Annotated in this window: 21 protein-coding genes; 11 read left to right on the forward strand and 10 right to left on the reverse strand. The window is 55.3% G+C overall.

Annotated elements, in window-relative coordinates:
- Window positions 1-38: 38 nt before the first annotated feature.
- Window positions 39-1,544, reverse strand: coding sequence for a hypothetical protein (locus tag BUE18_RS03980; RefSeq protein ID WP_073473064.1), 1,506 nt, complete (start codon window positions 1,542-1,544; stop codon window positions 39-41).
- A 316-nt stretch (window positions 1,545-1,860) separates the two neighbouring features.
- Here BUE18_RS03980 and BUE18_RS03985 point away from each other — a divergent pair, with 316 nt between their 5' ends.
- The 5 genes from BUE18_RS03985 to BUE18_RS04005 all read left to right on the forward strand — a co-directional run bounded on the left by BUE18_RS03985 (window position 1,861) and on the right by BUE18_RS04005 (window position 7,750).
- Window positions 1,861-3,642, forward strand: coding sequence for an AAA family ATPase (locus BUE18_RS03985; protein ID WP_073473066.1), 1,782 nt, complete (start codon window positions 1,861-1,863; stop codon window positions 3,640-3,642).
- A gap of 143 nt (window positions 3,643-3,785) precedes the next feature.
- Complete coding sequence (gene ahbC / locus BUE18_RS03990; RefSeq protein WP_073473068.1) at window positions 3,786-4,970, forward strand: 12,18-didecarboxysiroheme deacetylase; 1,185 nt, start codon at window positions 3,786-3,788, stop codon at window positions 4,968-4,970.
- 66 nt (window positions 4,971-5,036) lie between these two features.
- Window positions 5,037-6,014: a porphobilinogen synthase gene (gene hemB / locus BUE18_RS03995; RefSeq protein WP_073473070.1), complete on the forward strand. Its 978-nt coding sequence runs from the start codon at window positions 5,037-5,039 to the stop codon at window positions 6,012-6,014.
- A complete protein-coding gene (gene ahbD, locus BUE18_RS04000; protein ID WP_073473072.1) occupies window positions 6,011-7,120 on the forward strand; it encodes a heme b synthase in 1,110 nt (369 codons plus the stop codon). The genes hemB and ahbD overlap by 4 nt, the downstream gene beginning before the upstream one ends.
- 21 nt (window positions 7,121-7,141) lie before the next feature.
- Window positions 7,142-7,750: a CBS and ACT domain-containing protein gene (locus BUE18_RS04005; RefSeq protein ID WP_073473075.1), complete on the forward strand. Its 609-nt coding sequence runs from the start codon at window positions 7,142-7,144 to the stop codon at window positions 7,748-7,750.
- Window positions 7,751-8,169: 419 nt separating this feature from the next.
- Here BUE18_RS04005 and BUE18_RS04010 read toward each other — a convergent pair whose 3' ends face one another.
- On the reverse strand, window positions 8,170-9,954 hold the full coding sequence (locus BUE18_RS04010; protein WP_073473078.1) for a KamA family radical SAM protein: 1,785 nt from the start codon (window positions 9,952-9,954) through the stop codon (window positions 8,170-8,172).
- 225 nt (window positions 9,955-10,179) lie between these two features.
- On the opposite strand from BUE18_RS04010, the gene rdgC reads away from it, so the two are divergent.
- The 3 genes from rdgC to BUE18_RS04025 are packed head-to-tail and all read left to right on the forward strand — an operon-like array spanning window position 10,180 to window position 12,434.
- Window positions 10,180-10,794 carry a recombination-associated protein RdgC gene (gene rdgC, locus BUE18_RS04015; RefSeq protein ID WP_073473080.1) on the forward strand — a complete coding sequence of 205 codons (615 nt, stop codon included), beginning with the start codon at window positions 10,180-10,182 and terminating at the stop codon, window positions 10,792-10,794.
- 3 nt (window positions 10,795-10,797) lie between these two features.
- A complete protein-coding gene (locus BUE18_RS04020) occupies window positions 10,798-11,328 on the forward strand; it encodes a hypothetical protein (protein ID WP_073473083.1) in 531 nt (176 codons plus the stop codon).
- Window positions 11,329-11,366: 38 nt separating this feature from the next.
- Window positions 11,367-12,434 (forward strand): NAD(P)H-dependent flavin oxidoreductase, encoded by a 1,068-nt coding sequence (locus tag BUE18_RS04025; protein WP_280173691.1) that lies wholly within the window; start codon window positions 11,367-11,369, stop codon window positions 12,432-12,434.
- A gap of 64 nt (window positions 12,435-12,498) precedes the next feature.
- Here BUE18_RS04025 and BUE18_RS04030 read toward each other — a convergent pair whose 3' ends face one another.
- On the reverse strand, window positions 12,499-12,990 hold the full coding sequence (locus BUE18_RS04030) for a mediator of RNA polymerase II transcription subunit 21 (protein WP_073473089.1): 492 nt from the start codon (window positions 12,988-12,990) through the stop codon (window positions 12,499-12,501).
- Complete coding sequence (locus BUE18_RS04035) at window positions 12,983-14,128, reverse strand: FIST N-terminal domain-containing protein (protein ID WP_073473091.1); 1,146 nt, start codon at window positions 14,126-14,128, stop codon at window positions 12,983-12,985. Before BUE18_RS04035 ends, BUE18_RS04030 begins: the two co-directional genes overlap by 8 nt.
- Before the next feature lie 485 nt (window positions 14,129-14,613).
- Here BUE18_RS04035 and BUE18_RS04040 point away from each other — a divergent pair, with 485 nt between their 5' ends.
- Both BUE18_RS04040 and BUE18_RS04045 read left to right on the forward strand, forming a co-directional pair.
- Window positions 14,614-15,012, forward strand: a complete 399-nt coding sequence (locus BUE18_RS04040) for a TA system antitoxin ParD family protein (protein ID WP_073473094.1) — start codon at window positions 14,614-14,616, stop codon at window positions 15,010-15,012.
- Window positions 15,012-15,587, forward strand: a complete 576-nt coding sequence (locus BUE18_RS04045; RefSeq protein WP_073473096.1) for an ATPase — start codon at window positions 15,012-15,014, stop codon at window positions 15,585-15,587. Before BUE18_RS04040 ends, BUE18_RS04045 begins: the two co-directional genes overlap by 1 nt.
- 1 nt (window position 15,588) lies before the next feature.
- On the opposite strand, the gene BUE18_RS04050 is transcribed toward BUE18_RS04045, so the two are convergent.
- From BUE18_RS04050 to BUE18_RS04060, 3 genes are all read right to left on the reverse strand, one after another.
- Window positions 15,589-16,743, reverse strand: a complete 1,155-nt coding sequence (locus tag BUE18_RS04050) for a 2-hydroxyacyl-CoA dehydratase subunit D (protein ID WP_073473099.1) — start codon at window positions 16,741-16,743, stop codon at window positions 15,589-15,591.
- Window positions 16,744-16,819: 76 nt separating this feature from the next.
- Window positions 16,820-17,587 carry an acyl-CoA dehydratase activase gene (locus BUE18_RS04055; protein WP_073473101.1) on the reverse strand — a complete coding sequence of 256 codons (768 nt, stop codon included), beginning with the start codon at window positions 17,585-17,587 and terminating at the stop codon, window positions 16,820-16,822.
- Complete coding sequence (locus BUE18_RS04060) at window positions 17,584-18,372, reverse strand: acyl-CoA dehydratase activase (protein ID WP_073473104.1); 789 nt, start codon at window positions 18,370-18,372, stop codon at window positions 17,584-17,586. Before BUE18_RS04060 ends, BUE18_RS04055 begins: the two co-directional genes overlap by 4 nt.
- Before the next feature lie 416 nt (window positions 18,373-18,788).
- Between BUE18_RS04060 and BUE18_RS04065 the strand changes: the two genes are divergently transcribed.
- Window positions 18,789-20,321, forward strand: a complete 1,533-nt coding sequence (locus BUE18_RS04065) for a class I adenylate-forming enzyme family protein (protein ID WP_073473106.1) — start codon at window positions 18,789-18,791, stop codon at window positions 20,319-20,321.
- Window positions 20,322-20,447: 126 nt separating this feature from the next.
- Here BUE18_RS04065 and rbr read toward each other — a convergent pair whose 3' ends face one another.
- The 3 genes from rbr to BUE18_RS04080 form a co-directional block, all read right to left on the reverse strand.
- On the reverse strand, window positions 20,448-21,023 hold the full coding sequence (gene rbr / locus BUE18_RS04070; RefSeq protein WP_073473109.1) for a rubrerythrin: 576 nt from the start codon (window positions 21,021-21,023) through the stop codon (window positions 20,448-20,450).
- Window positions 21,024-21,043: 20 nt separating this feature from the next.
- Entirely contained in the window at window positions 21,044-21,235 is a 192-nt protein-coding gene (locus BUE18_RS04075) for a ferredoxin (RefSeq protein WP_015948578.1), read from the reverse strand.
- 371 nt (window positions 21,236-21,606) lie between these two features.
- On the reverse strand, window positions 21,607-22,950 hold the full coding sequence (locus tag BUE18_RS04080; protein WP_073473112.1) for a GMC family oxidoreductase N-terminal domain-containing protein: 1,344 nt from the start codon (window positions 22,948-22,950) through the stop codon (window positions 21,607-21,609).
- Between the last annotated feature and the right edge of the window lie 9 nt (window positions 22,951-22,959).

The raw sequence follows: 22,959 nt of genomic DNA on the forward strand, positions 1-22,959 counted from the left end.
TAAGAACTTATCATAGTATTCAAAGATGCGGAGCAAAATCAAGGGTTATCATGGCCGGAAACAGGGTCTTGTAACCTTTCACGGACCTCGGGAGGCAACTGGGAAAGCAATTTTTCGGCTTCCCCGGCGACCGGGTCGAATCTTTTGGCGTTTTTCAGCATGCGGGCCGCCATAAGGTAGTCTTCAGCTCTTATAGCGGCTTTGCCCGCCCTAATCCAGGCCGGGCCGGGCTCCCGGCTCAGCTTTGCAGCTTGCCCAAAAGACTCTGCGGCCTTTGCAAATTCGCCCAGGTCCAGCAAGGCGTTGCCTTTGGTCGTTAAAAGGGAGGCCGTGGGGTGCATGTTGGACGTAACCTCCATCCATGCCAGGTTTTTTTCCGGATTGTCTATCACCTCGCCGGAGCGGGAGATGACATGCAAAGACAGCCCTCCCATCCATAAGGTGCACAAAATCAATACTACCGGGGCGGCCAGCTTCCCCGCCTGATGGATTTGCGGCGCCGCGCCTGTCAGGCTGTCCACGAAATAAACGGCCAGAAAGACCACGGCAAACTGCACAGGCGTCAAGTATCGGTCCGCAGTGGGGTCCAGCCAGGTGGTCAGGTAGCTGTACAGCAAAAATCCTGTGCAAACCAGGATCGTAATGGCCATGGTTTTAGCCAGGGGCCATTCTATTTCCCCAGGGTTGGAAAACCGTTTGAAAAAGAACAGGAACGCAAGCAAAGCCGCTGCGCAAATCACCAAACGAAGCGTTGGCGGAACAGCCTGGGGCATAATGAATCCGGTAAGGGATCCGGACAAAAATTCAATAATTTCCACAAAGCCATACGGGTTGGTTCCCCGCGGCCCCGCAAGGCTGCCGGTCTGCAAAAAGTTGCGAAGAAGCCAGGCCCCCAGAGGAAGCGAGGCGATCAGCCCGAATGCTCCGCCGCGTCCCATCACGGATTTCCAGCGCAGTTCGTGGGACCTTAAAAAGATAATCAATCCGCCGCACAGGATGAGCGACACCCCGTAATAACGGGTCAGAGCGGCCATGCCTGTAACAAATCCCGCCCAGGCGGCCCGGTTGTATGTCTGCGTTTTTGTATAAGCATGAATGCTCATGACAAAAAAGACGGTTAACAAGGTGTATAAGGGCTCGGAAAGGACCATCATGGAGCTTTTTAGCAGAGGCTCAAAAAGGAGGACCGTCACCGCCCCTGTAAAAACCAGGTACGGAAACTTCAACTCTCTGGCGAGCAGGCGATGGGCGAAGAAAACAATCAGGCCAAAGCAGGCGGCGTTAAAAAAGCGGGAGACGTCCATTACGTCCAAGCCCAACAACCCCAATCCTGCGAGAAAAATTGGGAACAGAGGAGGCCACCTGACATACAAGCCCCAGCCTGTTTGAAATCCCTCGCCGTCGAGCAAATGCCTGGCGCACTCCACATACGAAGTGGAGTCCGGGCTCATGCCCGGGCCGTAATCGGCGGTTCCCGCAAGCACGCCGGCGACGCCTATCAGCGCCAAGGCCAGCCCTGTATACCATTTGTTGAAGATCGTCATAAATAAAGGCCTTTATCCGTGCGGGGCAGATTACCCGAAAAAAGCATGGCATGCAATGATCCTGTTGACGAAAGGGCGCTTCTCATGAGGAAATATGGGGACTTGCCTGTCATTGCCGCTTGATCAGGCAGGGCGCCTGTTTTCATCCGGCAAGAAAATACACGGCGCGCATCAGGCTAAAAAGGGTTCTAATCCATTGTTAATATGTTTGATTTGCCTCCTCCCCCTTGCGCCCGGCGCAAGAGCCCTTATGTTTTACTCAATACAGCGGCGACGCCGCAAAAAAGTCTACAACCACCGCAGTAACGGAGACGTCATGAGCACCAAAAATGAAAAGCAACCCCAACCCGAAGATGTGGAGCGCGAATTGTCGGATTTTTTGTCGCAGCGTTTCGGGGATAAGGTAAAAATAATTTCCCCCCTGGCCTTGCCGGAGACCGAAGGCGAGGACGTGGACGATCCCCCCAAGGAAGGCTCCAAGCTCAATTTCAACCTCAAACCTGAAGAATTAATCTCTTATCTGGATCAGTATATTGTCAAACAGGACAGGGCCAAGGCCGTCCTCTCCACCAAAATTTGCACCCATTACAACAGGGTGCGGCGGGCCATGGAATCGGACAGAAAAGGCCCGGATCTTATTGGCAGCATAAAGAATAACGTGCTGCTGCTTGGCCCCACCGGCGTGGGCAAGACTTACTTGATCAAGCTCATCGCCAAAAAAATCGGGGTGCCTTTCGTCAAAGGCGACGCCACCAAGTTTTCCGAGACCGGATACGTGGGCGGCGACGTGGAGGACCTGGTCCGCGACCTGGTCCGGGAAGCCGACGACGACGTGGAACTGGCCCAGTACGGCATCATTTATATAGACGAGATCGACAAAATCGCCGCTGCACACAACATGATGGGCGCGGACGTCTCACGCACGGGCGTGCAAAGGGCTTTGCTCAAGCCCATGGAGGAAACCGAGGTGGAACTGAAAGTCCCCCACGATCCGGTTTCCATGATTCAGGAATTGGAGCGCTTCCGCAGGACCGGGCAGCGCGATGCGTCCCGCATTAACACCAAGAACATTCTGTTCATCATGAGCGGCGCGTTTGGAGACCTGGGCGAGATCATCAAAAAAAGGATGAACGAAAAAGGCCTGGGATTCTCGGCCAAGATCTCCAGCCAGAAGGAGGATTTCAAGTACCTCCGCCACGTGAAGTCCGAAGACCTTATTAAATATGGGTTTGAGTCCGAATTCGTGGGCCGCCTTCCTGTCATTACGGTCCTGGAAACCCTGGCGGCCGAGGATCTTTATACGATTTTACGCAACCCCAACAATCCGTTGATCATCGGCAAAAAGCTGGATTTCGGCGCTTACGGCATAGACATCCGGTTTACGGACAACGCCCTGAAAGCCCTGGCTCAAAAAGCATACGAGCAGCGGACGGGCGCCCGCGGTTTGGTCAGCGCCATTGAAAACGCCCTGCTTGTCTTTGAAAAGCGCCTGCCCTCCACGGATATCAAGGAGTTCTCCGTGACCGAAGAAGTGGTCCGGAACCCGGAAAAAGCCCTGGAGGAACGGCTTGCCCTGCGGGGCGATCCCAAATGGGCCGAGCTTTTCAGGCGGGTGGCCAACGAAGAAAAGAACGCTGTTTTCGAATATATCAGCAATAACAAATCCAGTCTGTCGGAGCGGTACAGCCTGAAGCTGACTCCCTCGCGGATTGATCTGATAGCGGCTTTTTATTGCCATTCCCCCACGGACATCAAGAGCGTTTTGGAGCAGATTTCCAGGGATTATAACCGCACCAGAAAACTGGAATTGCGTTTTTTCCAGGAGCAGGGAATAAACATCACCCTGGACGAGGACGCCGTGGATTATGTGATTTATCACTACAGCCAGGGGAAAAACGGGGTGGACGGGGTCTTCCCGCGGCTGGTTTCCGATTTTGAACACGGCCTTAAGCTGGCCAGGGAAAAGACGGGCAGAGACCATTTTCTGCTGGGCCGGGACGCCATCGCCAATCCCGAGCCTTTCCTGGCTGATTTGATCAGGCGGTCTCTAACTCCCTCCCTGCCAGGGGAGCCTGGGGAAGCCGATCCCGCCTCCTAATGCGGTAACGGTTTGACAGCCCCGCGCAAGGCAATCTTTGCCCTTGGCAAGTCACCCTTTCGTGAGTTATTGTATAATTTTACCGGCCGGGACGGCGCAGGCCGCTCCGGCCGGCCAATAAATTTGCGGAGAATCAATACGTCATGATAGGAATTTCCAAATTATATTGCGGGACCGTAGAGCCTTCGGACACTTTGCGCTACGCAAGGCACAGCGGCCAACTGCCTTCCCATCTGCTTCAGTTTTCCATTGATAAAAAACCCGTGGTCGTCTGGAACGCCACCCGCCGTTGCAATTTGAAGTGCGTGCACTGTTACGCCCACGCAACCGCCGGCAAGGCGCCCGTGGAAATGACCACCGAACAGGGTAAGGAGCTTATTAAGGACCTGGCCGAATTCGGCAGCCCGGTGATGCTGTTTTCCGGCGGCGAACCCCTGATGCGGGAGGACCTGCCCGAGCTGGCCGATTTTGCCGTTCAAAACGGCATGCGCGCGGTCATCTCCACCAACGGCACCCTGATTACCAAGGAAATGGCCCAAACCCTGAAAGCGGTGGGCCTTTCCTATGTGGGCGTCAGCCTGGACGGCATGGAAGCGGTGCACGATAAGTTCCGGGGCGTCAAAGGCGCTTTCAAACAAGCCCTGGAAGGCATTGAAAACGCCCGGAACGCAGGCATCAAGGTGGGGCTCAGGTTTACCATCAACAAAGCCAACGCCCTGGAAATCCCGGCAATTTTCGACCTTCTGGAAGAACGGCAAATTCCCAGGATATGCTTTTATCATCTGGTCTATTCGGGCCGGGGCTCCAAAATGGTGGAGGAAGACCTGACCCTGGATCAAACCCGCCAGGTGGTGGACCTCATCATGGATCGCACCAAAAGCCTGCACGACAGGGGCAAGCCTACCGAAGTCCTGACCGTGGACAACCATGCGGACGGGCCTTACGTGTATCTGCGTATGCTCAAGGAAGACGAAAAGCGGGCCGCCGAGGTTCTGGAACTGCTTGAGATGAACGAAGGCAACAACTCGGGCCGGGGCATCGGCTGCGTAAGCTGGGACGGCCAGGTGCACGCCGATCAATTCTGGCGGCATCATACTTTCGGCAACGTGCTGGAAAAGCCGTTCTCCCAAATCTGGACCGATCCCGAGGATGAGTTCCTACAAAAGCTGAAAAAGAAAAAAGAATACGTTACGGGACGTTGCGCAAAATGCAAGTGGCTGAACATCTGCGCAGGCAATTTCCGCGTTCGCGCCGAAGCCGTGCATGACGACGTGTGGGCGCCGGACCCGGCCTGCTACCTGACGGACGAGGAAATCGGCATCGCCTGATTTGCTCCGGCGGGCTTTAAGCCGTCAAACAGCATTGAAGTTGCGTAAACAACATAAGGAGAAATCATGCTTTTTCCCGACTACAGGGGACGCAGGGTGCGGGCCAGCGAAGGCCTCAGACGCATGGTGCGCGAAACGCGCCTGACAACCGATAACCTAATTTATCCTTTGTTCGCCGTTTCCGGCAAGAACGTGGCCGAGCCCATCGACGCCCTGCCAGGGGTGTATCATTACTCCGTGGACAACATGGTCAAAGCCTCCAAACAGGCTTTTGAAGCGGGCATTCCGGCGGTGATCGTGTTCGGCATTCCCGATAAAAAAGACCCCCTGGGAACCCAGGCCTACGCCAAAAACGGCATCGTGCAAAAGGCCGTGTCGGAAATCAAGAACAAGGTTCCGGAACTGGTTGTCATTACGGACGTCTGCCTGTGCCAGTACACGGACCACGGCCATTGCGGCGTGGTGGAAAAAGGAGTGATCGACAACGACTCCTCCCTGGACCTGCTGGCCCGGACCGCCCTTTCCCATGTGAAGGCCGGCGCCGACATGGTCGCCCCGTCCGACATGATGGACGGCAGGGTGGCGGAAATCCGCGGCCTTTTGGACGAGGAAGGCTTTTACGAAACGCCCATCATGAGCTATGCGGCCAAGTATTGCTCCTCCTTTTACGGGCCTTTCCGCGAAGCCGCCCATTCCGCGCCCAAGTTCGGAGACCGCCGCACCTATCAGATGGACCCGGCCAACATCCGGGAAGCCATTCGCGAAGTGACCATGGACGTGGAGGAAGGCGCGGACATCATTATGGTCAAGCCCGCCCTGCCTTACCTGGACGTCATCTCCCAGGTGGCCGGCGAGATAGATCTGCCCATCGCGGCGTACAACGTGAGCGGCGAGTATTCCATGATCAAGGCCGCCGCAAAAATGGGCTGGCTGGACGGAACCAAGGCCATGATGGAGGCTCTTACATCCATCAGAAGGGCCGGGGCCGATATGATTTTGACTTATTTCGCCATGGAAGCAGCGGAGGTTTTGAATAAAGGATGAACCATCCCCACGGAAAAGGCCATCCCCACGGCCACGGACAACCCGCCAAGGACGGCATGCCCGGCCCCCCGCGTTTGGTGGCCTGGGAAATCACCCGGAATTGCAACCTTTCCTGCGTCCATTGCCGGGCGGCTGCCGAAAAAGGCCCCTACCCCGGAGAATTGGACACCCAGGCCTGTTTTAACCTGCTGGACGGCATCGCCGAAGTGGGCCAGCCCATCGTAATCCTTACTGGCGGCGAGCCTTTGCTTAGGCCCGACATCTTTGAAGTGGCCAAGTACGGCACGGAAAAAGGCCTGAAAATGGTCATGGCCCCCAACGGAACCCTGGTCAACGACGAGAACGCCCAAAAAATGGCTGAGGCCGGCATCAGCCGCATCAGCATCAGCCTGGACGGCGCGACCAAGGAAATCCATGACAAGTTCCGGGGCGTGGACGGCGCTTTTGACGCCGCCCTCAAAGGCATTGAATGCGCCAAACGCGCGGGCATCGACTTTCAGATCAACACCACCATTACTCAGCAGAACCTGGATCAGATTCAGGAAATCCAGCAACTGGCCGTGGACCTGGGCGCCGTGGCGCATCACATATTCTTGCTCGTGCCAACGGGCCGGGGCAAATACATCCTGGATCAGGAGATCAACGCCGAAGAATACGAAACCACCCTGAACTGGTTTTACGATCAACGCAATAAAACCCCGCTTCAGCTAAAGGCCACCTGCGCGCCCCATTATTACCGGATTTTGCGCCAGCGCGCCAAGGAGGACGGGGAGACGGTCACCTTCCAGACCCACGGCCTGGACGCCGTCACCCGCGGATGCCTGGCCGGAACCGGCTTTTGCTTCATTTCCCACACGGGCATTGTCCAGCCCTGCGGCTTTCTGGCTGTGGAATGCGGGGACATCACCAAGGCGAGTTTCGCCGAGGTTTGGAAAAATTCCAAGGTTTTTAACGATTTGCGCGACTTTGACAAGTTAAAGGGCAAGTGCGGTGAGTGCCATTACCGCAAGGTTTGCGGCGGCTGCCGGGCCAGGGCCTACGAGGCCACCGGCGACTATATGGCGCCCGAACCTTTGTGCAGTTACGATCCGACCGGCGCCGGATAATCAGCTAAGGAGAAAAAACAGATGCGGATTGAATCCCTGATGGTCAAGAACCCTTTGTGCGTGGACGTCAACGCCTCCATTTCAGAGGCCATCAAACTGATGCAGGGGAATTCCATCCGGCATCTGCCCGTCGTGGAAAAGGGGGGCGTCCTGCGCGGGTTCGTCACCCTTTCCGACCTCAAACAAGGCTTGATACCCTCCATGCTCGGGGATCTCTCCCTGACCGATCTCATGATTAAAAATCCCGTCACGGTCAAGCCGGACGAAGACGTGGAAGATGCAGCGCAAATTATCTATCGCAAGAAGATCGGCGGCCTGCCCGTGGTGGACGACAACAATCGCCTCCTGGGCATCATCACCGTCACGGACATCCTGCGGGCGTTCGTGGAGATGATGGGCATCCTCACCCACAGCGTGCGCCTGGACGTCAGAGTCGGGGACGAGCCCGACGCCTTCGCCAAGGTTTCCACCATCATCCAGCAGACCGGCGGGCATGTTATCAGCGTGGGCCTGGCCCCGCACCGCACGCACGAAAACATCTATTATTTCCGCCTGTCAGCCAACGGCCAGGACGCCATCCGCCAGGCCCTGGAAAACGCCGGGTACGAAGTCCTGGGCGTGTGGCAGTAGCAGACCATTAATACAAATGCAGAAACGACGCCGGGTTCAGGCTTGCGGACGATTTTGAAAAGCGGATCGCCCTTGCGGGAATGACGATCTGATTAGGAAGAGTTAGGGGGACATGACCCTATCTCTTCCGTAAGGATGCATACCGTCTCCATAACTGCTGAAATAAGAATCGTGTCCCATCTAACTCAGACCCCCTGGAAACGGGGATCCATCGTTCTGAATTCATGCCTTATAGCAGCTTTCTTGGGCCAGCCGCAGCAGGGCAGTATTCTGCCGGGGCGCGATAGCGCACTTTTTTTGCCGTGATGACGCAGGATTCCCTCAGCGTTGGAATAACCAGCGCCCGGTCCAATGTTGATCATATTCTCGCGAGTCTGTTTTGATTCCCGAACCCGTTTGAAATCCATCAAAACTAAAAATTAGTAATAATACCAAATAGTCTTGTAGTCGTTCAGATTCTCCCCCCAGGCTTTTAGCTTCTGCAGGTAGTCGTGGATGGAAACGTCCGTGTACACGTAGGTGTCCGCCAGGGAGAGCTTCTTCTCCCATGGGTGGAATTCGTAGACTCTGCGGCCGTTGGGGAGGATGGACAACACGCTGTGGTGCTGCATGGCCGTGATGTCGTTTTTGCCCAGGCCGGGCACGTTGAAAACCACACCGTCGGTGCGCACGGTTCCGGGCATGAGGCGGGCTTCCTCGGCGCGCTCCTGGAGGAGCCGGGCCAGGGGCACGCGATAATCCTTGGTTTCTTCCTTGCCCTTGGTATTGAAGGTGTAATAGGGGGATACGCCGATGAGCGACAGCTTGTGGCGCAGGACGGCCGCCTCGAATTTACGGGAATTGAAGGTGGTGAACACCATTTGATTTTTCACGGACATGCCTAAACGGCGGATTTTTTGCACGGCCTCCATGGCGTTGGGCGTGATTTCGTAAGGATGCTCAAAATGGGTGATCACCGTGATTTCCCGCTTGCCCGGCTCATGAAAGTGCCCGATATCCCGGGCCAGGGATTCGGTGATTCGCTGGGGCAGGGTCACGGGAGTGCGGGTTCCTATGCGGATTCTTTCGATATGCTTGATGCTGGATAATCGGAACAGCAGGTTTTCGATCCGGGAATTGGACAACAAAAAGGGATCTCCGCCGGTCACCAGAACCTCTCGGATTTCCGGCGTGTCTGCGATCCACTGGATGGCCCGTTCCAATTTTTTCTGGGACAGGGCTGCGGTCTGGGAATAGACGTCCTCAATCTCCCAGTTGCGTTGGCAATACACGCAAATCTGCGGGCATGTGAGGATGGGTTTTAAAATCACGATCATGGGGTAGCGCCGCGTGATTCCCTCGATGGGCGAGGTGTCGTTTTCCAGCATGAAATCCATGGAGGCCTCGGAGCGCTGCCTGGCTTCCCACAGTTTTTCGATGTAATTCAAAGGCGGTATGACCTGGGCGCGCACGGCGTAATCCCGCTTCCTGTCTTCCTTTTCATCCATGAGGGAGGCGTAATAGGGCGTAACGCCAAAGGGAATCCGCCGCTCCCTGGCCAGGGCGATAGCCCGTTTTTCCCTGTCGGTCAACCGGATCAGGTCGCCCAGGACTTTTTCGTCCCGAATGATATGCTTGACGTGCCACTTCCAATCGTCCCATTCCAAACCGGTGGCGTTGAAATAGTCCAGGATGCGCTGCTTGTTGCGGTATCGCCTGCGAACGGCGTCTTCATCCAGGCCGCAGGGATAACGCTCCATGAACTCCTCGGCCTTGGCGGCCATGCGGGAAAGGTCGGCGGAGCGCAGTCTGGCGGCGCGTTCTCCGGAGTATTTTATGAAGCTCGGGGCTTTCTCCTTATAGATTCCCGCTTTTCCGGCCACGCCTCTGAAAAGGGCCTCCACTTCCGCGTAAAAGCCCTTTTGGGGTTTCGGCTTGACTTGTTCCGGCCTGTGGATCAAATCGTCCAGGCATCCTAAAAAACTGAACCCGGAAAGGCGTTCGCTGCGGGCTGAAATAAGCGACTTAAAGGTTTTTACCGCGTCCGTGACTAAAATCCACTCCAAGGGAGGGAGTTGGCGATCGTCTTCAAAGGCGGAAATGAGCATTCTGCTCAAGTAGCTTCGGATGGCGTCTTTTTTGTTTTCAAGCGATTCTGTAGAAAGGAGTATGGTTTTAAGTTCCGGCGATATGTCGAGAATGCGTTCCACCCTTTTCGTGCTCATGATGCCACCTCCTTCTGTCGCTCCCATAGCGGCTTTCCCCGTCTGCAGGCAGACGGAATTGTTAGAAACTGATATTAGCTGGACTGAATAAATACTATACCAGGGGGCGAATTGCAACTTGCCCGAAGCCTGAGAGAGGAGCCTGAAAAAAAATGGGTCTTGTGCAAGAACCAGGGAAACGGTATAGTTCGGCCGGGTTAAAATCCACACATCAGGAGAGAAAAAATGGGCCTGTTATCATCTTCCGCAGCAGTGACCAGATACCTGGTCAACGGCAAGTTAGAAGACCCGGTTTTGGAAACCATCAGGAACGGGTTGGAAAAGCGTACAATCATGGAGGCCGGCTCCGAAGCCCAGGAGAAAAACGTGGGCTGGACCAGCCTGGAGCGGCCGTATCTGCCCGATTTGTCGGGATCTTCCTTTGTGGTGGGGCCGCACATCGTGTTCAGCCTGCGCATTGACAAAAAGACCCTGCCTTCCAAGGTGGTCAAAATGCAGTGCACCATTGACATGGAAAAGCGCAAGGCGGAAACCGGCCGGGATTTTTTGTCCAAGGAGGAAAAAAAGCAGATCCGCGAGCACGTGGAGCTGGTGCTTTACTCCCGCATACCGGCCACGCCCAACGTCTACGACATTTTGTGGAACGTGGAGGAGAACATGCTTTGGCTCTTTTCCACCCAAGGCGCGGTCAAGGAGGAGTTGGAAGCCCTCTTCTTCGAGAGCTTCGGAGTCTCCCTCATCCCCCTGTTCCCGTTCACCGAAGCGGAGTTGACCTGCGGCCTCGGCGAATCGGACCTGGACCGGCTTTCCACCGTATCCCCTGCATTATTTGTGGAGTGATCTATGATAGACGTAACTGTTTCATTTAAAAGATATTCCTTTTTGGGGCTGGAGTTCCTGACCTGGCTTTGGTGGGCCACGGAAGAAGATCCCGACCAGATCGCCAAAGCCGCGGGCGAGCCCGCCGTCCTGTACGTCGGCAATCGGATCGTGCTGGAAAAGCGCCAGCGCGAAGACGTGGAGCGTGTGACCATCAAGGGCGACGCAGCCCAAATGGACGAAGGCGTGCTGGCCCTGAAAAAAGGCGCCCAGGTGAAAGACGTCAACCTGGTCATGGAAATCGGGGAGCAGAAATGGACCTTTAATCTAAACGGCGAGACCATGGCCTTCAGCACGCTCAAGACCCCGCCCACCGCGCCGGTGCGCGTGGTGGACGAAATGGAAGGGGCGATCATCGAAAAAGCCGCGCTCTTGGAAAAGCCCATAACTGTAATCCATAATATTTTTAAGCATTTTATAATAATACGCATTTCCGAAGGGTGGCGCGAAGAGTTATTGAAAGTGCGTAAATGGATTACGGAGTTCCAATCCTGACGCTTTTGCTTTTTTAAGGCCTTAAGTTTTACTCAACCATATTTCCAAGAAAATCCGCTATGAACACCAAGATTACCCGGATGCTGGGAATCCAATATCCCATCGTTCTATCCGGCATGACCGGAATCAGCACCCCGGAGCTTGTCGCCGCCGTATGCAACGCCGGAGGCTTAGGCATCCTGGCCACGGGAGACTTGAGCCCGGACAGCCTGCGTGAATCGATCCGCAAAATCCGGGAACTTACAGACAAACCCTTTGGGGCAAACGTGCCCCTGCTCATACCGGGGGCGGACGAAAAGGCGCATGTGCTGTTTGAGGAAAAGGTCCCGGCGGTGAATTACTCCCTGGGAAAGGGGGACTGGATTTGCCAAAAGGTCCATGAATACGGCGGCAAAGCCATTGCCACGGTGGTGAACCTCCGGCACGCCCAGGCGGCGGAGCGGGACGGCGCCGACGCGTTGATTGTCACCGGCCACGAGGCCGCCGCCCACGGGGGCGAAGCCGCCTCTCTGGTATTGGTTCCCAGCATCGCCGACTCGGTAGGCATTCCGGTCATTGCGGCCGGGGGATTTGGAGACGGAAGAGGCCTTGCAGCCGCCCTGGCCCTAGGCGCCGACGCCATCGCCATGGGCACCCGGTTCATGAACACCCTGGAAAGCCCGGTGCATAGCGCGGTCAAAGAGGTTTCCTGCGTTAAAACCGTACACGACACCCTGTACTCCGACAAGGTGGACGGCATCCCATGCCGGGTCATGCAATCCAAAGGGGCGACGCGCTTGATCAAAGGCCGGTTTATCCTTATCCGGGCTTTGTGGACTTCCCGCGCGGCGGCCAAGTCCTACGGCCTCCCCTGGCTCAAGCTGGCTGCCGGCATTCTGCTTTTGGCCGTTGCCAAGGGAATCGGCAAAGCCGTGGCCCTGGCCCGATTGGCCAACGCCTGGGGCCCCATGCAACAGGGCATGGAATACGGCGATACGGAAAACGGCGTGTTGATGCTCGGCCAGGTGACCGGCCTGATCGAAGACACTCCCGCCGTTGCGCAGTTGATGGAGCGCATCGTCTCCCAGGCTCGGGAGTGCTCCGCAGCCCTGGCGGAAAAGGTTTGATTACCGGTCTTAATTATCGGCGCCGCTTTGTTGACGGGGCCTTGCCTGCGGGGCGCATCTGAAATCAGGGTTTTTTCTGCTCTTCCATCATTTTTTCATACAATTCAGGCAAGTGCTTTTTCATGCATTTGTTGCATATGCTATGGCTGAATTGAGCGGAAGAGTGATCCCCAATATAGGTTTCAATTTTCTGCCAATATCCCTTGTCATTGCGGATATCCTTGCAATACGAGCAGATGGGCAGCAGGCCGCTTAACACCTTGACTTCCGCCAATGCCTGCTGCAATTCGGAAATCAAACGCTCCTTTTCCTTCTCCACCTTCCGCCGGTTTTCAATCTCTATTCGCAACTCCCTGTTCGCCTCTTGGAGCTCCTTCGTCCTTTTATCGACCTGTTCCTGCAGGACAAGGTTGTTTTCAAACAAGGTGTAGGCGCTGCCCGATGAGTTGATGCTTTGTTCAACCCGGTCCATGAGCACTTTTTGGATGATTTCCTTTTTTTCCAGCGTGCGCTGCATTTCCTTGATTTGTTTTTCCAACTCTTCGACCCTACTCATCTTCACCCCCGATGACTACGCCTACCAAGGTCTGGTTGACATGGACCGAATTGAATTGCTCGCCGTAGGTGTTAAAGCCGACAAGGCGGATATCTTTCACCAGCCCGGCAAATTGCCCGCTCAGCCCATTATCAATGATTTCAAGCCGTCTGAAGGCGCAATCAAAGGCGATGACCAATTGAGGCTCGGGGATGGTTTTCAGCAATCGCCGGATCTCATCTTTTAAATTGGCAATAATGTCAAAGCCTTTGGCCAAGGTCAAAACCAGTCCTGCGTCTATGGCGCAATGAAAGGACAGGCTTTTATCCGGATTCACCGATTTAATGGACCGGACCTGCCAGCTGTCGGCTATGCGTATCATAACCGGATTTTTGGAAAACACGGCGGGGCCCAATTCGGAGGCGGGAATTCCCAAGATCCTGGCGTATTCCTCGGCCGCGGGCTCCGCATTGATCTCACAGACAATTCGTTTGGCGGGATCGGTCCGGGTGACGACCATTTTTTGGTCCGTGGGCTCCAAATGCTGGGTCTTGAAAACCGCAAAGGGCGCCGTGGTCTCGACAAGGATCAATACGGCCGCATCCGTCATGAATTCGCCGTCAATGCAAACCTTGGTTTCCTGAAGGCAAAAGCCGTCGGCGGCGGAGCCTCCAATGATGGAGACAGGCTGAAAAGCAGAGTGGATATACGAAATCACCTGCTCTTCCAAAAAAGACAGCCCGTCGACCAAAAGCATTCCAAACAGGTTCTTTGAGTCAAACTCATCGGAAAGGACAAGTTCATTTCTCATGGAATCGGCGATCTCTCGAGCGTCCTGAAGAGTAAAGCCGCTAAGAGGATGAATTCCGCAAGAGTGGATTTTTAAATGAGCGCCGGAGAAACTGACGGCGACTATTCCCCCTTCAACATAACCCTGAGAGGAAACTTCGCCGGCTGTGGTGCACCCCAGCAGCTTGCACGAGAAATGCTTCTTAAGCTCGGACCCAAGGCTTTCCGCGTCGTACTTTGGCGAGCAAAAAAACAGAACCGTATGCATGCCCGGCTGCGCAATCTGATCAAAAAGATCCGCGGCAGCCTCGTTTTCGTCATTCAACAAGGTCACGCCGGTTTTAACGCCGGCGCGTCTGCTAATAGCCATTGTAGTGCAACCTCAAGCCATCTGTTCTAAACCGCCAATTAGCCGGGGCGCCTTGCCCGGCGGCCCACAAAGACGCTTGGCTTTTGAAAGAAATTACGCGGTCTCCGCCCCTCTGAAACCGTCCTCTCAACCCGTAACTATGCCAAAACCCTTTGTTTTGTGAAAGGAAATATTCTTACTTGAGGCGCTTTCCTCCCCTTTTAAGGGCATTTATTCCGCCAAGTATCAGGCTCTTGAGAGAGAATAGGCATATTTGCCGGAACAATTTTCCGTCTCCGGCTATCCCTTTTTCGCCAATGCAAGGTGGAACCCAGGTCTGGGCCGCCGAATTCTTTGGTAATGAAGGCGCTCGCATCTTTGATTCCGCTGCTCAAGTAACGCCCCGTACTGATGAGGGGTTGACAATAGGGCCCTGAGAGACTATCATTTTGATGTATAATGCATCAAAATGATGCTTATTACATCATGACCATTAGGAGGCGGCCATGGCCACAAAATCCCTGAGACTCGACGAAAACCTGGTGAATCAAGCTCAGCGCCACGCCAAGGTGGAGCATCGCTCCATAAACGGCCAGATGGAATATTGGGCGAAACTGGGCAAGGCCATCGCCTCAAAGATCAGCGCCTCTGACGCCTATGCCGTGGTCCAGGGGGTGAAGGGAATCCGTTTGGAAACAACGCCAAGCCGACCAATCGACTCCGGCGAGGTGTTTGCAGAGCTTGAGGCTGACAGGGCTGGCGGCTTTTTGGACAAGCCCGTCTCCTCGGCGCCCTTTTACTTTGAAGCCAGCGTCAGCCATCCCGGCTATCTGGATAAGGTGGACGCCAAGACAGGTGAACGGCAGACAGGCAAGTTTGAAAACGGCAAGTTCGAGGCCCTCTGATGACCGCCGCAAAGCAGCTATGGATTTTGACAGGGGGAAACGGCGCGGGCAAATCCACTTTCTATAGTCAGTATTTGGCCAAGCGCGGCCTGGCCTTTGTCAACGCAGACTTGATAGCCAAAACAATCGACCCGGACGCCCCGGAAAAGTTGAGCTACGAGGCGGCAACCATTGCAGGCGATATCCGAGAGGATCTGATCGCCCAAGGCGTTTCCTTTTGCTTTGAAACCGTCTTCTCCCACCCATCCAAAATAGACTTCATCGCCATGGCCAAAGCCAGGGGATACACGGTCATCCTGGTTTACATCCATTTGTTCGATCCAAGCCTGAACGAGGCCCGCGTGCATCAGCGCGTCCTGGAAGGCGGCCATGATGTGCCTGCGGACAAAATCCGCGCCCGCATCCCCAGAACCTTGGAGAACGTAAAGGCCTCCCTGCCGTTGGTGGACGAAGCCTGGATTCTGGACAATTCTTCGGCAGGCAACCGATTTGCGCAAGTCTTCACCATGAAATCCAGCCGCTTTGAAATCAAAACCGATCCCCTGCCCGATTGGGCGCAGGGTTTGCTGCCTTGAGTCAGGCGTCGTCCTGGGTGAGGTTGGCGATTTTTTCAAAAAAGGCCTGGACCCGGGTTTGAACCTGGCCGGCGGCGCCCCCGTGCATTTCCCGCTCCAGGGTCAGGATGGGAATGCCCAGGCGCTTGGCTTCGGACTTGAGCAAAAAGGCTTCCCCGCCCCAGAGATCGCAAAACATGAGCTTGTCCGTGATGACCGCATCCACGGAAAAATCCCGGATGGTTTCCTCAAAATACTGGCTGCGGGAATAAAAGTCGTTGACCATGCGCGGGCAGGACAGGTGGGTGAGGTAGCGCCGTGCGATGGCCGGGATGGGAGGCAGGTCCTCCTCTATGGGCGTGTGCACGGACCTGGCGCCCAGGCACAGGTTGTCGGCCACGACGATCCCGCCCTGATCCTCGATCAACTGCATGTGGTCCGCCTCCTCCATGCATCCTCCGGCCATGAACAAGCGCAGGTCGCCTGGTTTGGCGACGTTCCTGTCCTGGCAGGCCTCGATCATCTTTTCCAAAAGACTGACGGCTTTTTCCACGGGAACGGCGTTCAAAGCCAAAACAAGCCGAATGCTTTCCGCGCCGGTGAGGGGAACCTGGTCCCCTTTGCGCATGGCTAAAATCTGGGCAAGCAGGCTGCGTTTTTCGTTATACAAGCAGATGGAGTTATGCAGCTTTTGATCGGTAATTTTCAGGCCGAACGACTCTTCCAGGGCGCGGACCAGCTTGGCCAGTTCGTCCGTGTACCGGTTGAGGGCGGTTTGGGAGATTTTATGCGGCGCAATCAACATGTGCAAGAAGCCAGGGCCCGCCTTTCGCTCTGCGTACAGGTCGCGCCAATTATCGTACATGCGCCGGGAATGGTCGCATCCGTTGAAAAAAATCACTCCGTCCAGAAAGTCGAAGTCCCCGCGCACGGCCTTGTCAAAGCAATGGCGCACGAACGAGCAATTCAGGGCCGAATAATAAAGATCCCCCTTTTCCGTGCCCAGGCTTTCCACGGTTCTCAGGCGATAGGGGATGAAGCCCGCGGCATGGAGGATTTCCTCCGGAACGTAGGAGCACAAATACCCCATGATCTTCTGGCCGCTGGCGCGCGCCTCCTTAAGATACGGGTTTTGCGTTTTTCGCCCCAAGGAGCGTATTTCTTCAAAAATATCCATTTGTTATTCTATAGTGATAAAATTCCCGGCAGCTTGCTGCAATTTTTTTTACGCCCCATGGTTGACTAGAGGGGCTTCACTCCGAAGCCAACAATGCGGCCCCATAAGCAGCGGCCAGTTGAGGGGCGAAATCCGGTAAAATGGTTTGCTTTTCCAGACGCGATTCCAGGGCCTTTTGAAAAGCCGGAATGCGCGGCACGCCTCCGGTCAGAACGACGTCGCCGCCGAGGCCGACTCTTTCTATGAGCGTCGCCGCCCGGGAGGCGATGAGATTGACCGCCCCCGCCAGAATATCGTTGGGGTGGGCGCCCGCATTGACCTGGCTGACTATTTCGCTTTCCGCAAACACCGCGCAGTTGCTGGTAATGGAATAGGGCGCTTTGGCCTTTGCCGCGCAGGGGGACAAGTCCGCGATGCCCTTCCCAAGGGCCTTGCAAACCATTTCCAGAAATTTGCCTCCGCCGGCCGCACATTTTTCGTTGGAGGCGAAATTTTTAATGCGCCCCCTGTTTTCCACAACCGCGGCATGGATGAATATCCCGCCCACGTCGGCTACGGTTCGGGTTTGGCAGGCTTCTCCCTTGATTGCGGCCGCAATGCAACGGGGTTCGGAAAAAATCCTGCCGCGGATCTTCACTAATCCTGCTCCATAGCCGGTCAGGCTGGTTTTGGCAACCTCCCGCTTGGAGATTCCGGCTTCCTTCAAGGCCTGGGAAAACAAATCGCGCATCAAAAGGCTTATCTTCCGATCCACGCCGCTCTCTGCAAAGCTGACGATTTTTCCTTCGTCCACGATGCAGATTTTTGCAAACCGGGTTCCTATATCAACACCCGCCGTGATCATGAGTCTTTCACCCCTGCTTTGACGCCTGCATGGACCGCGGCGCCCAGGGCGCCCATCAACTGAGGATCGACCTTTAAGGGCCTAAAACGAACCCCCAGGGCTTTTTCCAGGCTTTTGGCCACCCCGGCGTTTTTGGAAACCCCGCCGGTCAGAGCGAACCCCGGCGTCATGTCCAGGCCTTGCGCCAAAAACGCCACCCGTTTGGCCACGGCATGGTTGATCCCCAGAGCGATGTCCCGGATTTTTCGTCCTCCGTAATAATGCTGCAGAACCTCCAACTCCATGAAAATGCTGCAACGATTGGTGATCCTCACCGGATGGCGCGATTTCAACGACACCGGCCCCAGATCTTCCAGCCCCAGGTTGATGGCCCGGGCGAGGATTTCCAGGCTGCGGCCCGTGCCCGCCGCGCATTTGTCGTTCATGACAAAATCCACGGCCCGGCCCTGGCTATCCAGGCAAATGGCCTTGCAATCCTGGCCGCCCACGTCAATGACCGCGCGAATGCTTGGATCGCACCAATGCGCGCCCATGCCGTGACAGGAAATTTCGCTCACGTTGAATTGTGCAAAAGGAATGTTTTTACGGCCGTAGCCCGTAGCGCAAACCGAGGCCAGGCCCTCCATGGTCAGACCGGCCTCTTTCAAGGCCTGCCGCATTACCGAATACGCCGAATCTTCCGTCCTCGCCCCAACAGGCAGAATGGCCCAGGAACGCAGACGGCCGTCCTCCATGATAACGGCCTCGGCGGTCAGAGAACCGACGTCGCAACCTGCATAAAACAAAACGGACTTCCCCCCTCTATACTTTCTCCACGCCAAGCCGCAACGCGCCTTTCAGGTTCAGGCAAGCCTCCCTCAGGGTGCGTCTTCACCTGATTTTTCATAAAACAAACAGGCTTAGACAAACTAACATAACGCGCGGTTTTTCTTCAAGCCCTTGGAGAATTTTTTTACCGCTCGACGAGCTTTAGCCCTTTGTTTTAGCGGGTTTTCGAAAAATTCAACGACAGTGTGGAATTTGCTTGGCAATTATTCTAAAAAGCCCTATGCTGAATTTGAGGGTTAATTATTCAGTTTTACACCCGTCAATTTAAACAACGGAATAACCTGGCAGGATTCAAATTATTCCGTTTCCCCACGGGCGTTATGGATAGACGTCCTTTTATACACCCCAATTTGGTCTTGAAGGAGGAAGTGACATGGATTTAGGCGGTTTGGTTGCAAGAAATGCGCGTATGGTGGGCGCCAAGGAAGCAGTGGTTTATAATGACCGGCGCTACACCTGGGCGCAGGTGAACCAGCGCGTCAATGCGGTGGCCAACGAGTTGATTAAGCAAGGCGTTCAAAAAGGCGATAAGGTCGCCCTGTGGGAGCTCAATACGGATAATTTCGTATTTGCCTTTTACGGCGCCGTCAAGGCGGGCGCCGTGGCGGTTCCGGTGAATTACCGGCTGGCCCCCCGGGAGGCGGAATGGATTCTGGACAATTCAGACTCCACCTTTATATTGTTCAATGATTTTTTTGAGCCCGCCGTGGTGGAAATGAAGCCCCGGCTGCCCAAGATCAAGGGAATCTACTCCATGGGCGAGGAGCGATACGACTCCTGTCCGGCCCTGGAGGACCTTATGGCAGAAGGCGACGTAAGCGAGCCCGGCGTGGCCGTGGATGAGTATGACGACTCCATGATTCTGTATACTTCGGGAACCACCGGCAAGCCCAAGGGCGCGGTGCTGACCCATCATAACCAGATGGTGCTGACCTGCTCCATGGCAAGCATGGTGGGCATCAACCCCGACGACATCATCATGAACGCCGCTCCGCTTTTCCACGCAGCCCAGTTGAATCTGTTCCTGAACCCCGGCACCTATATGGGGGCCACTCATATCATCAACCGGGATTTTGAACCCACCCGCATATTGCAGCTTATTGAAAAGGAAAAGGTCACCCAGTTTTTCGGCGCCCCTATTATGTACATGATGATGATGGGAGTCCCGGACTTTGAAAAATTCGACCTCTCCACCATGCGTTTTTACGGATACGGCGCCGCGCCCATGACGGCGGAAGCGGTCAAGCAGATGATCAAAAAATTCCAATGCGAGAATTTTTTCTGCATGTGCGGCCAGACCGAGGCAGGCCCCGGCGGCGTGGCTCTCAAGCCCAGCGAACAGGTCCGCAAAGCAGGCGCCGGCGGAAAATACATCGTGAACATGGAATGCCGCCTGGCTGACGAGAATGACAATGACGTCACCGAACCCGGCGTGGTGGGCGAGCTGTGCATCAAGGGCGAAACCTGCATGCGGGAATATTACAAAAATCCGGAAGCCACGGCCGCAACCATCATTGACGGCTGGGTCCACTCCGGCGATCTGGCCGTCATGGACGACGAGGGATACATCACTCTGGTGGACCGGGCCAAAGACATGATCATCACCGGCGGCGAAAACGTCTACTCCAAGGAAGTGGAAGACGCCATCGCCGAGCATCCCTCCATCGCGGACAACGTGATTATCGGCGTGCCCAATGAGCAATGGGGGGAAACGGTCATGGCCGTGGTGGTCCTGACCCCGGGCGCCAGCCTGACCATCGAGGAATTGCGGGAATTCCTGGAAACCCGTCTGGCCGACTACAAACGGCCCCGCCTTTTGGAAATTGTGGACATGCTGCCCAGAAACGTCTCGGGCAAGGTGCTTAAGTTCGAGTTGCGAGACACCTACAAAGACGCCTCGGCCTAAGCAAAAAAAGGGGAGGGCCGCTTGGCCTTCCCTCAAAACATAAGAACATAAGGGGTCAAGTCTACGTTTGACGTTTGAAACGCTTATTTTCATGCCAAACGTCAAACGTAGACTTGACCCCATTTTTTACCAGTTCTGCACAAAAAGCTCGAAATACCCCGCCGGCTTGACGCAGGCCGGGCATTTGTCGGGAGCGCTTTCGCCTTCGTGAATGTAACCGCAATTCGAGCAGCGCCATACGCATTTGTTGGGCTTGTGAATCACCTGGTCGCTCCGGATGTTTTCCGCCAGAGCCAAAAAGTTTTTTTCGTGCTGGGCTTCGGCCACGGATATGGCGTCCCAGAAGTCGGCGGCTTTGAGAAAGCCTTCCTCCCGGGCGACTTTTGCAAAGCCGGGATACAGCTCCGTATGGACGTGACGCTCCAGGTCGGCCGAGGCCAGCAGGTTTTCCTCCGTGGTTTTCACCACGCCGGTTAAAAAGGTCGCCGTCACCTCCAGTTCTCCGCCGTTGAAAAACTTGAAGAAACGCAAGGCGTGCTCGCATTCCTGATTGGCGGTTTCCTGAAAAATGCCGGCGATCTGGATGTAGCCGTCCTCCCTCGCCTTGTTGGCGAAAAAGATGTACCGGGTCGTCGCCTGCGACTCAAAAGCATAAGAAATCAAAAGATTCTTGGCTGTTTGGCTTTCCCTGAATTTTCCCATAGCGCCCCACCCTGTGAGTTTTATTCTTCAATAATAATGGCGTCGGCGCCGCATTCATCCGCCGCCTGACGGCAAACCGCCTTGTATTGTTCGGGAATTTCGTCGAACTTGACGATGGATTTCAGTTCGTCTTCATCGTACTCAAAAACTTCGGGGCACAGATTATTGCAGTTGCGGTCTCCCATGCATTGGCCTGTGATGGTCACTTTCATTGCCTTTTCTCCTTATTGAATGGTTATTATTATCAAATAGTCGGTAAGACTATGCTGTGCTTCAACTTCATGCATAAACGTTTAAACATGATCCTGAAAGTTGCCGACAGTGTATAAAAGACGCGGGTTTTATGTCAAAGTAATTTGCGACTCTTTCTTAAAATAAATATAATCATTTAATATGATAGCTTGATCCTGTTGAATTAGTATAGATGCTTTGAACGGTTTGGGACAGGAATTCATGGCCTTGCGATATGTGAACTGTTCTGCAAAGCCGGTATTCCAGTTCGCGGAGCCCCAAAATAGGGCAGCCCTGGCAGGACAGTAACCTGCCAGGGCTGTGAAGCAACTTGTAGTGTGACATCAAAATATTAAGCCGCCGCATCTCTTTGGGGTTTTCTATCCTCCCCTTTCACCTCGCCCAACAGCATTTTGGCGAACAATCTGCCCATGCCCATGATGGTCAGGGAGGGCGGCACGCCGGGCGATTGGGGCAGCACGGACCCGTCGCAGACGTATAGGTTTTCAATTTCCGTCATAAAACTCTCGTCCACGACCTCGCCCATGGCGGCGGTGCCGCCGGGATGGCCGCCGATGCCCCGCCCCACGGCGATGGACGAGGGGGCGGCGCCCGCCTTGATCAGGATGTCCTTGGACAGATCCACGCCCCGTTTCATGCGTTTATTGTCCAGGTCGGTCAGGGGCTTGCTGATTCTTCCATCCTCGTACACCCTTCCCTGATGCTCGTCCCCCAGCTTGACGAAAAGCCCCATGCCTCGTTTGGCGTAAGGCAGCCGGGATACGTTTTTGCCCAAGACGTTCAGGGCCATGAAGCCGGTCATGATGGCGGCCAGGGCGGAGATGTTGCCTATGATAAAATGGTCGCTCTCCTTGAATTCCTCGATGGCGTGGGTAAAGGACATTTCCTTCCAGGCGCCCTGGCCCGGATCCTTGGCCTGGGCCGCCACAATATCCATGGGGTCCATGTAGAAACTGCCGCCTACGTTTTTCAGGCCGGATTTCAGCAGGATGCGAGGGGTTCCCACGCCGCCGGCGGCTACGATCACTTTTTCCCCGCGAAAAATTTCTCCGCCTTTGATCATGACCCCCTTTGCCTTGCCCCCTTCCGTAAGGATTTTCTCCACAGGCGCCGAAACCTTCAATTCCGCCCCGCTGGAAACGGCCTGATCCACCCAGGTCCGGGTGGTCCACTTGGCGCCCCGGGGGCAGCCCAGCATGCAGGAATCGCAGCCTACTTTGCATTTGGAGGGATCGATGAACTTGTCCTGCTCCCGAAAGTGGATTCCCATGTCTTCGGCGGCCCGGAGTATGCGTTTGCCGCCGATGCAGTGGTCGTAAAAATGGGAAGGCAGGGTTTTAATGCCGATTTCATCCCGCACCTCGTGCACTTCCTGGGAAAAATCCAGCCCCATTTGCTCGAAAACCCGTTGGGGCGGGTTGAACACATTGCCGTTATACACCATGGACGAGCCGCCCACGGTAATGCCCCGGGCGATAAACACTCCTTCCATGGACCGGCAGAACAGGCCGTGGCCCTCCAGAATTCTGGGGCCGAATGGAAAACCCAAAGCCTTTTCGTGGCGCGGCCCTCTTTCCACCATAAGAACTTTTTTGCCGGCCCTGGCCAAATCCCTGGCCACGGGCGCGCCCCCGGGCCCGGTGCCCACGATGATGTATTCGTATTCCTGAGTCATATTTACCCC

It is taken from the genome of Desulfatibacillum alkenivorans DSM 16219 (assembly GCF_900142135.1).
Classification (GTDB): Bacteria; Desulfobacterota; Desulfobacteria; order Desulfobacterales; family Desulfatibacillaceae; genus Desulfatibacillum; species Desulfatibacillum alkenivorans.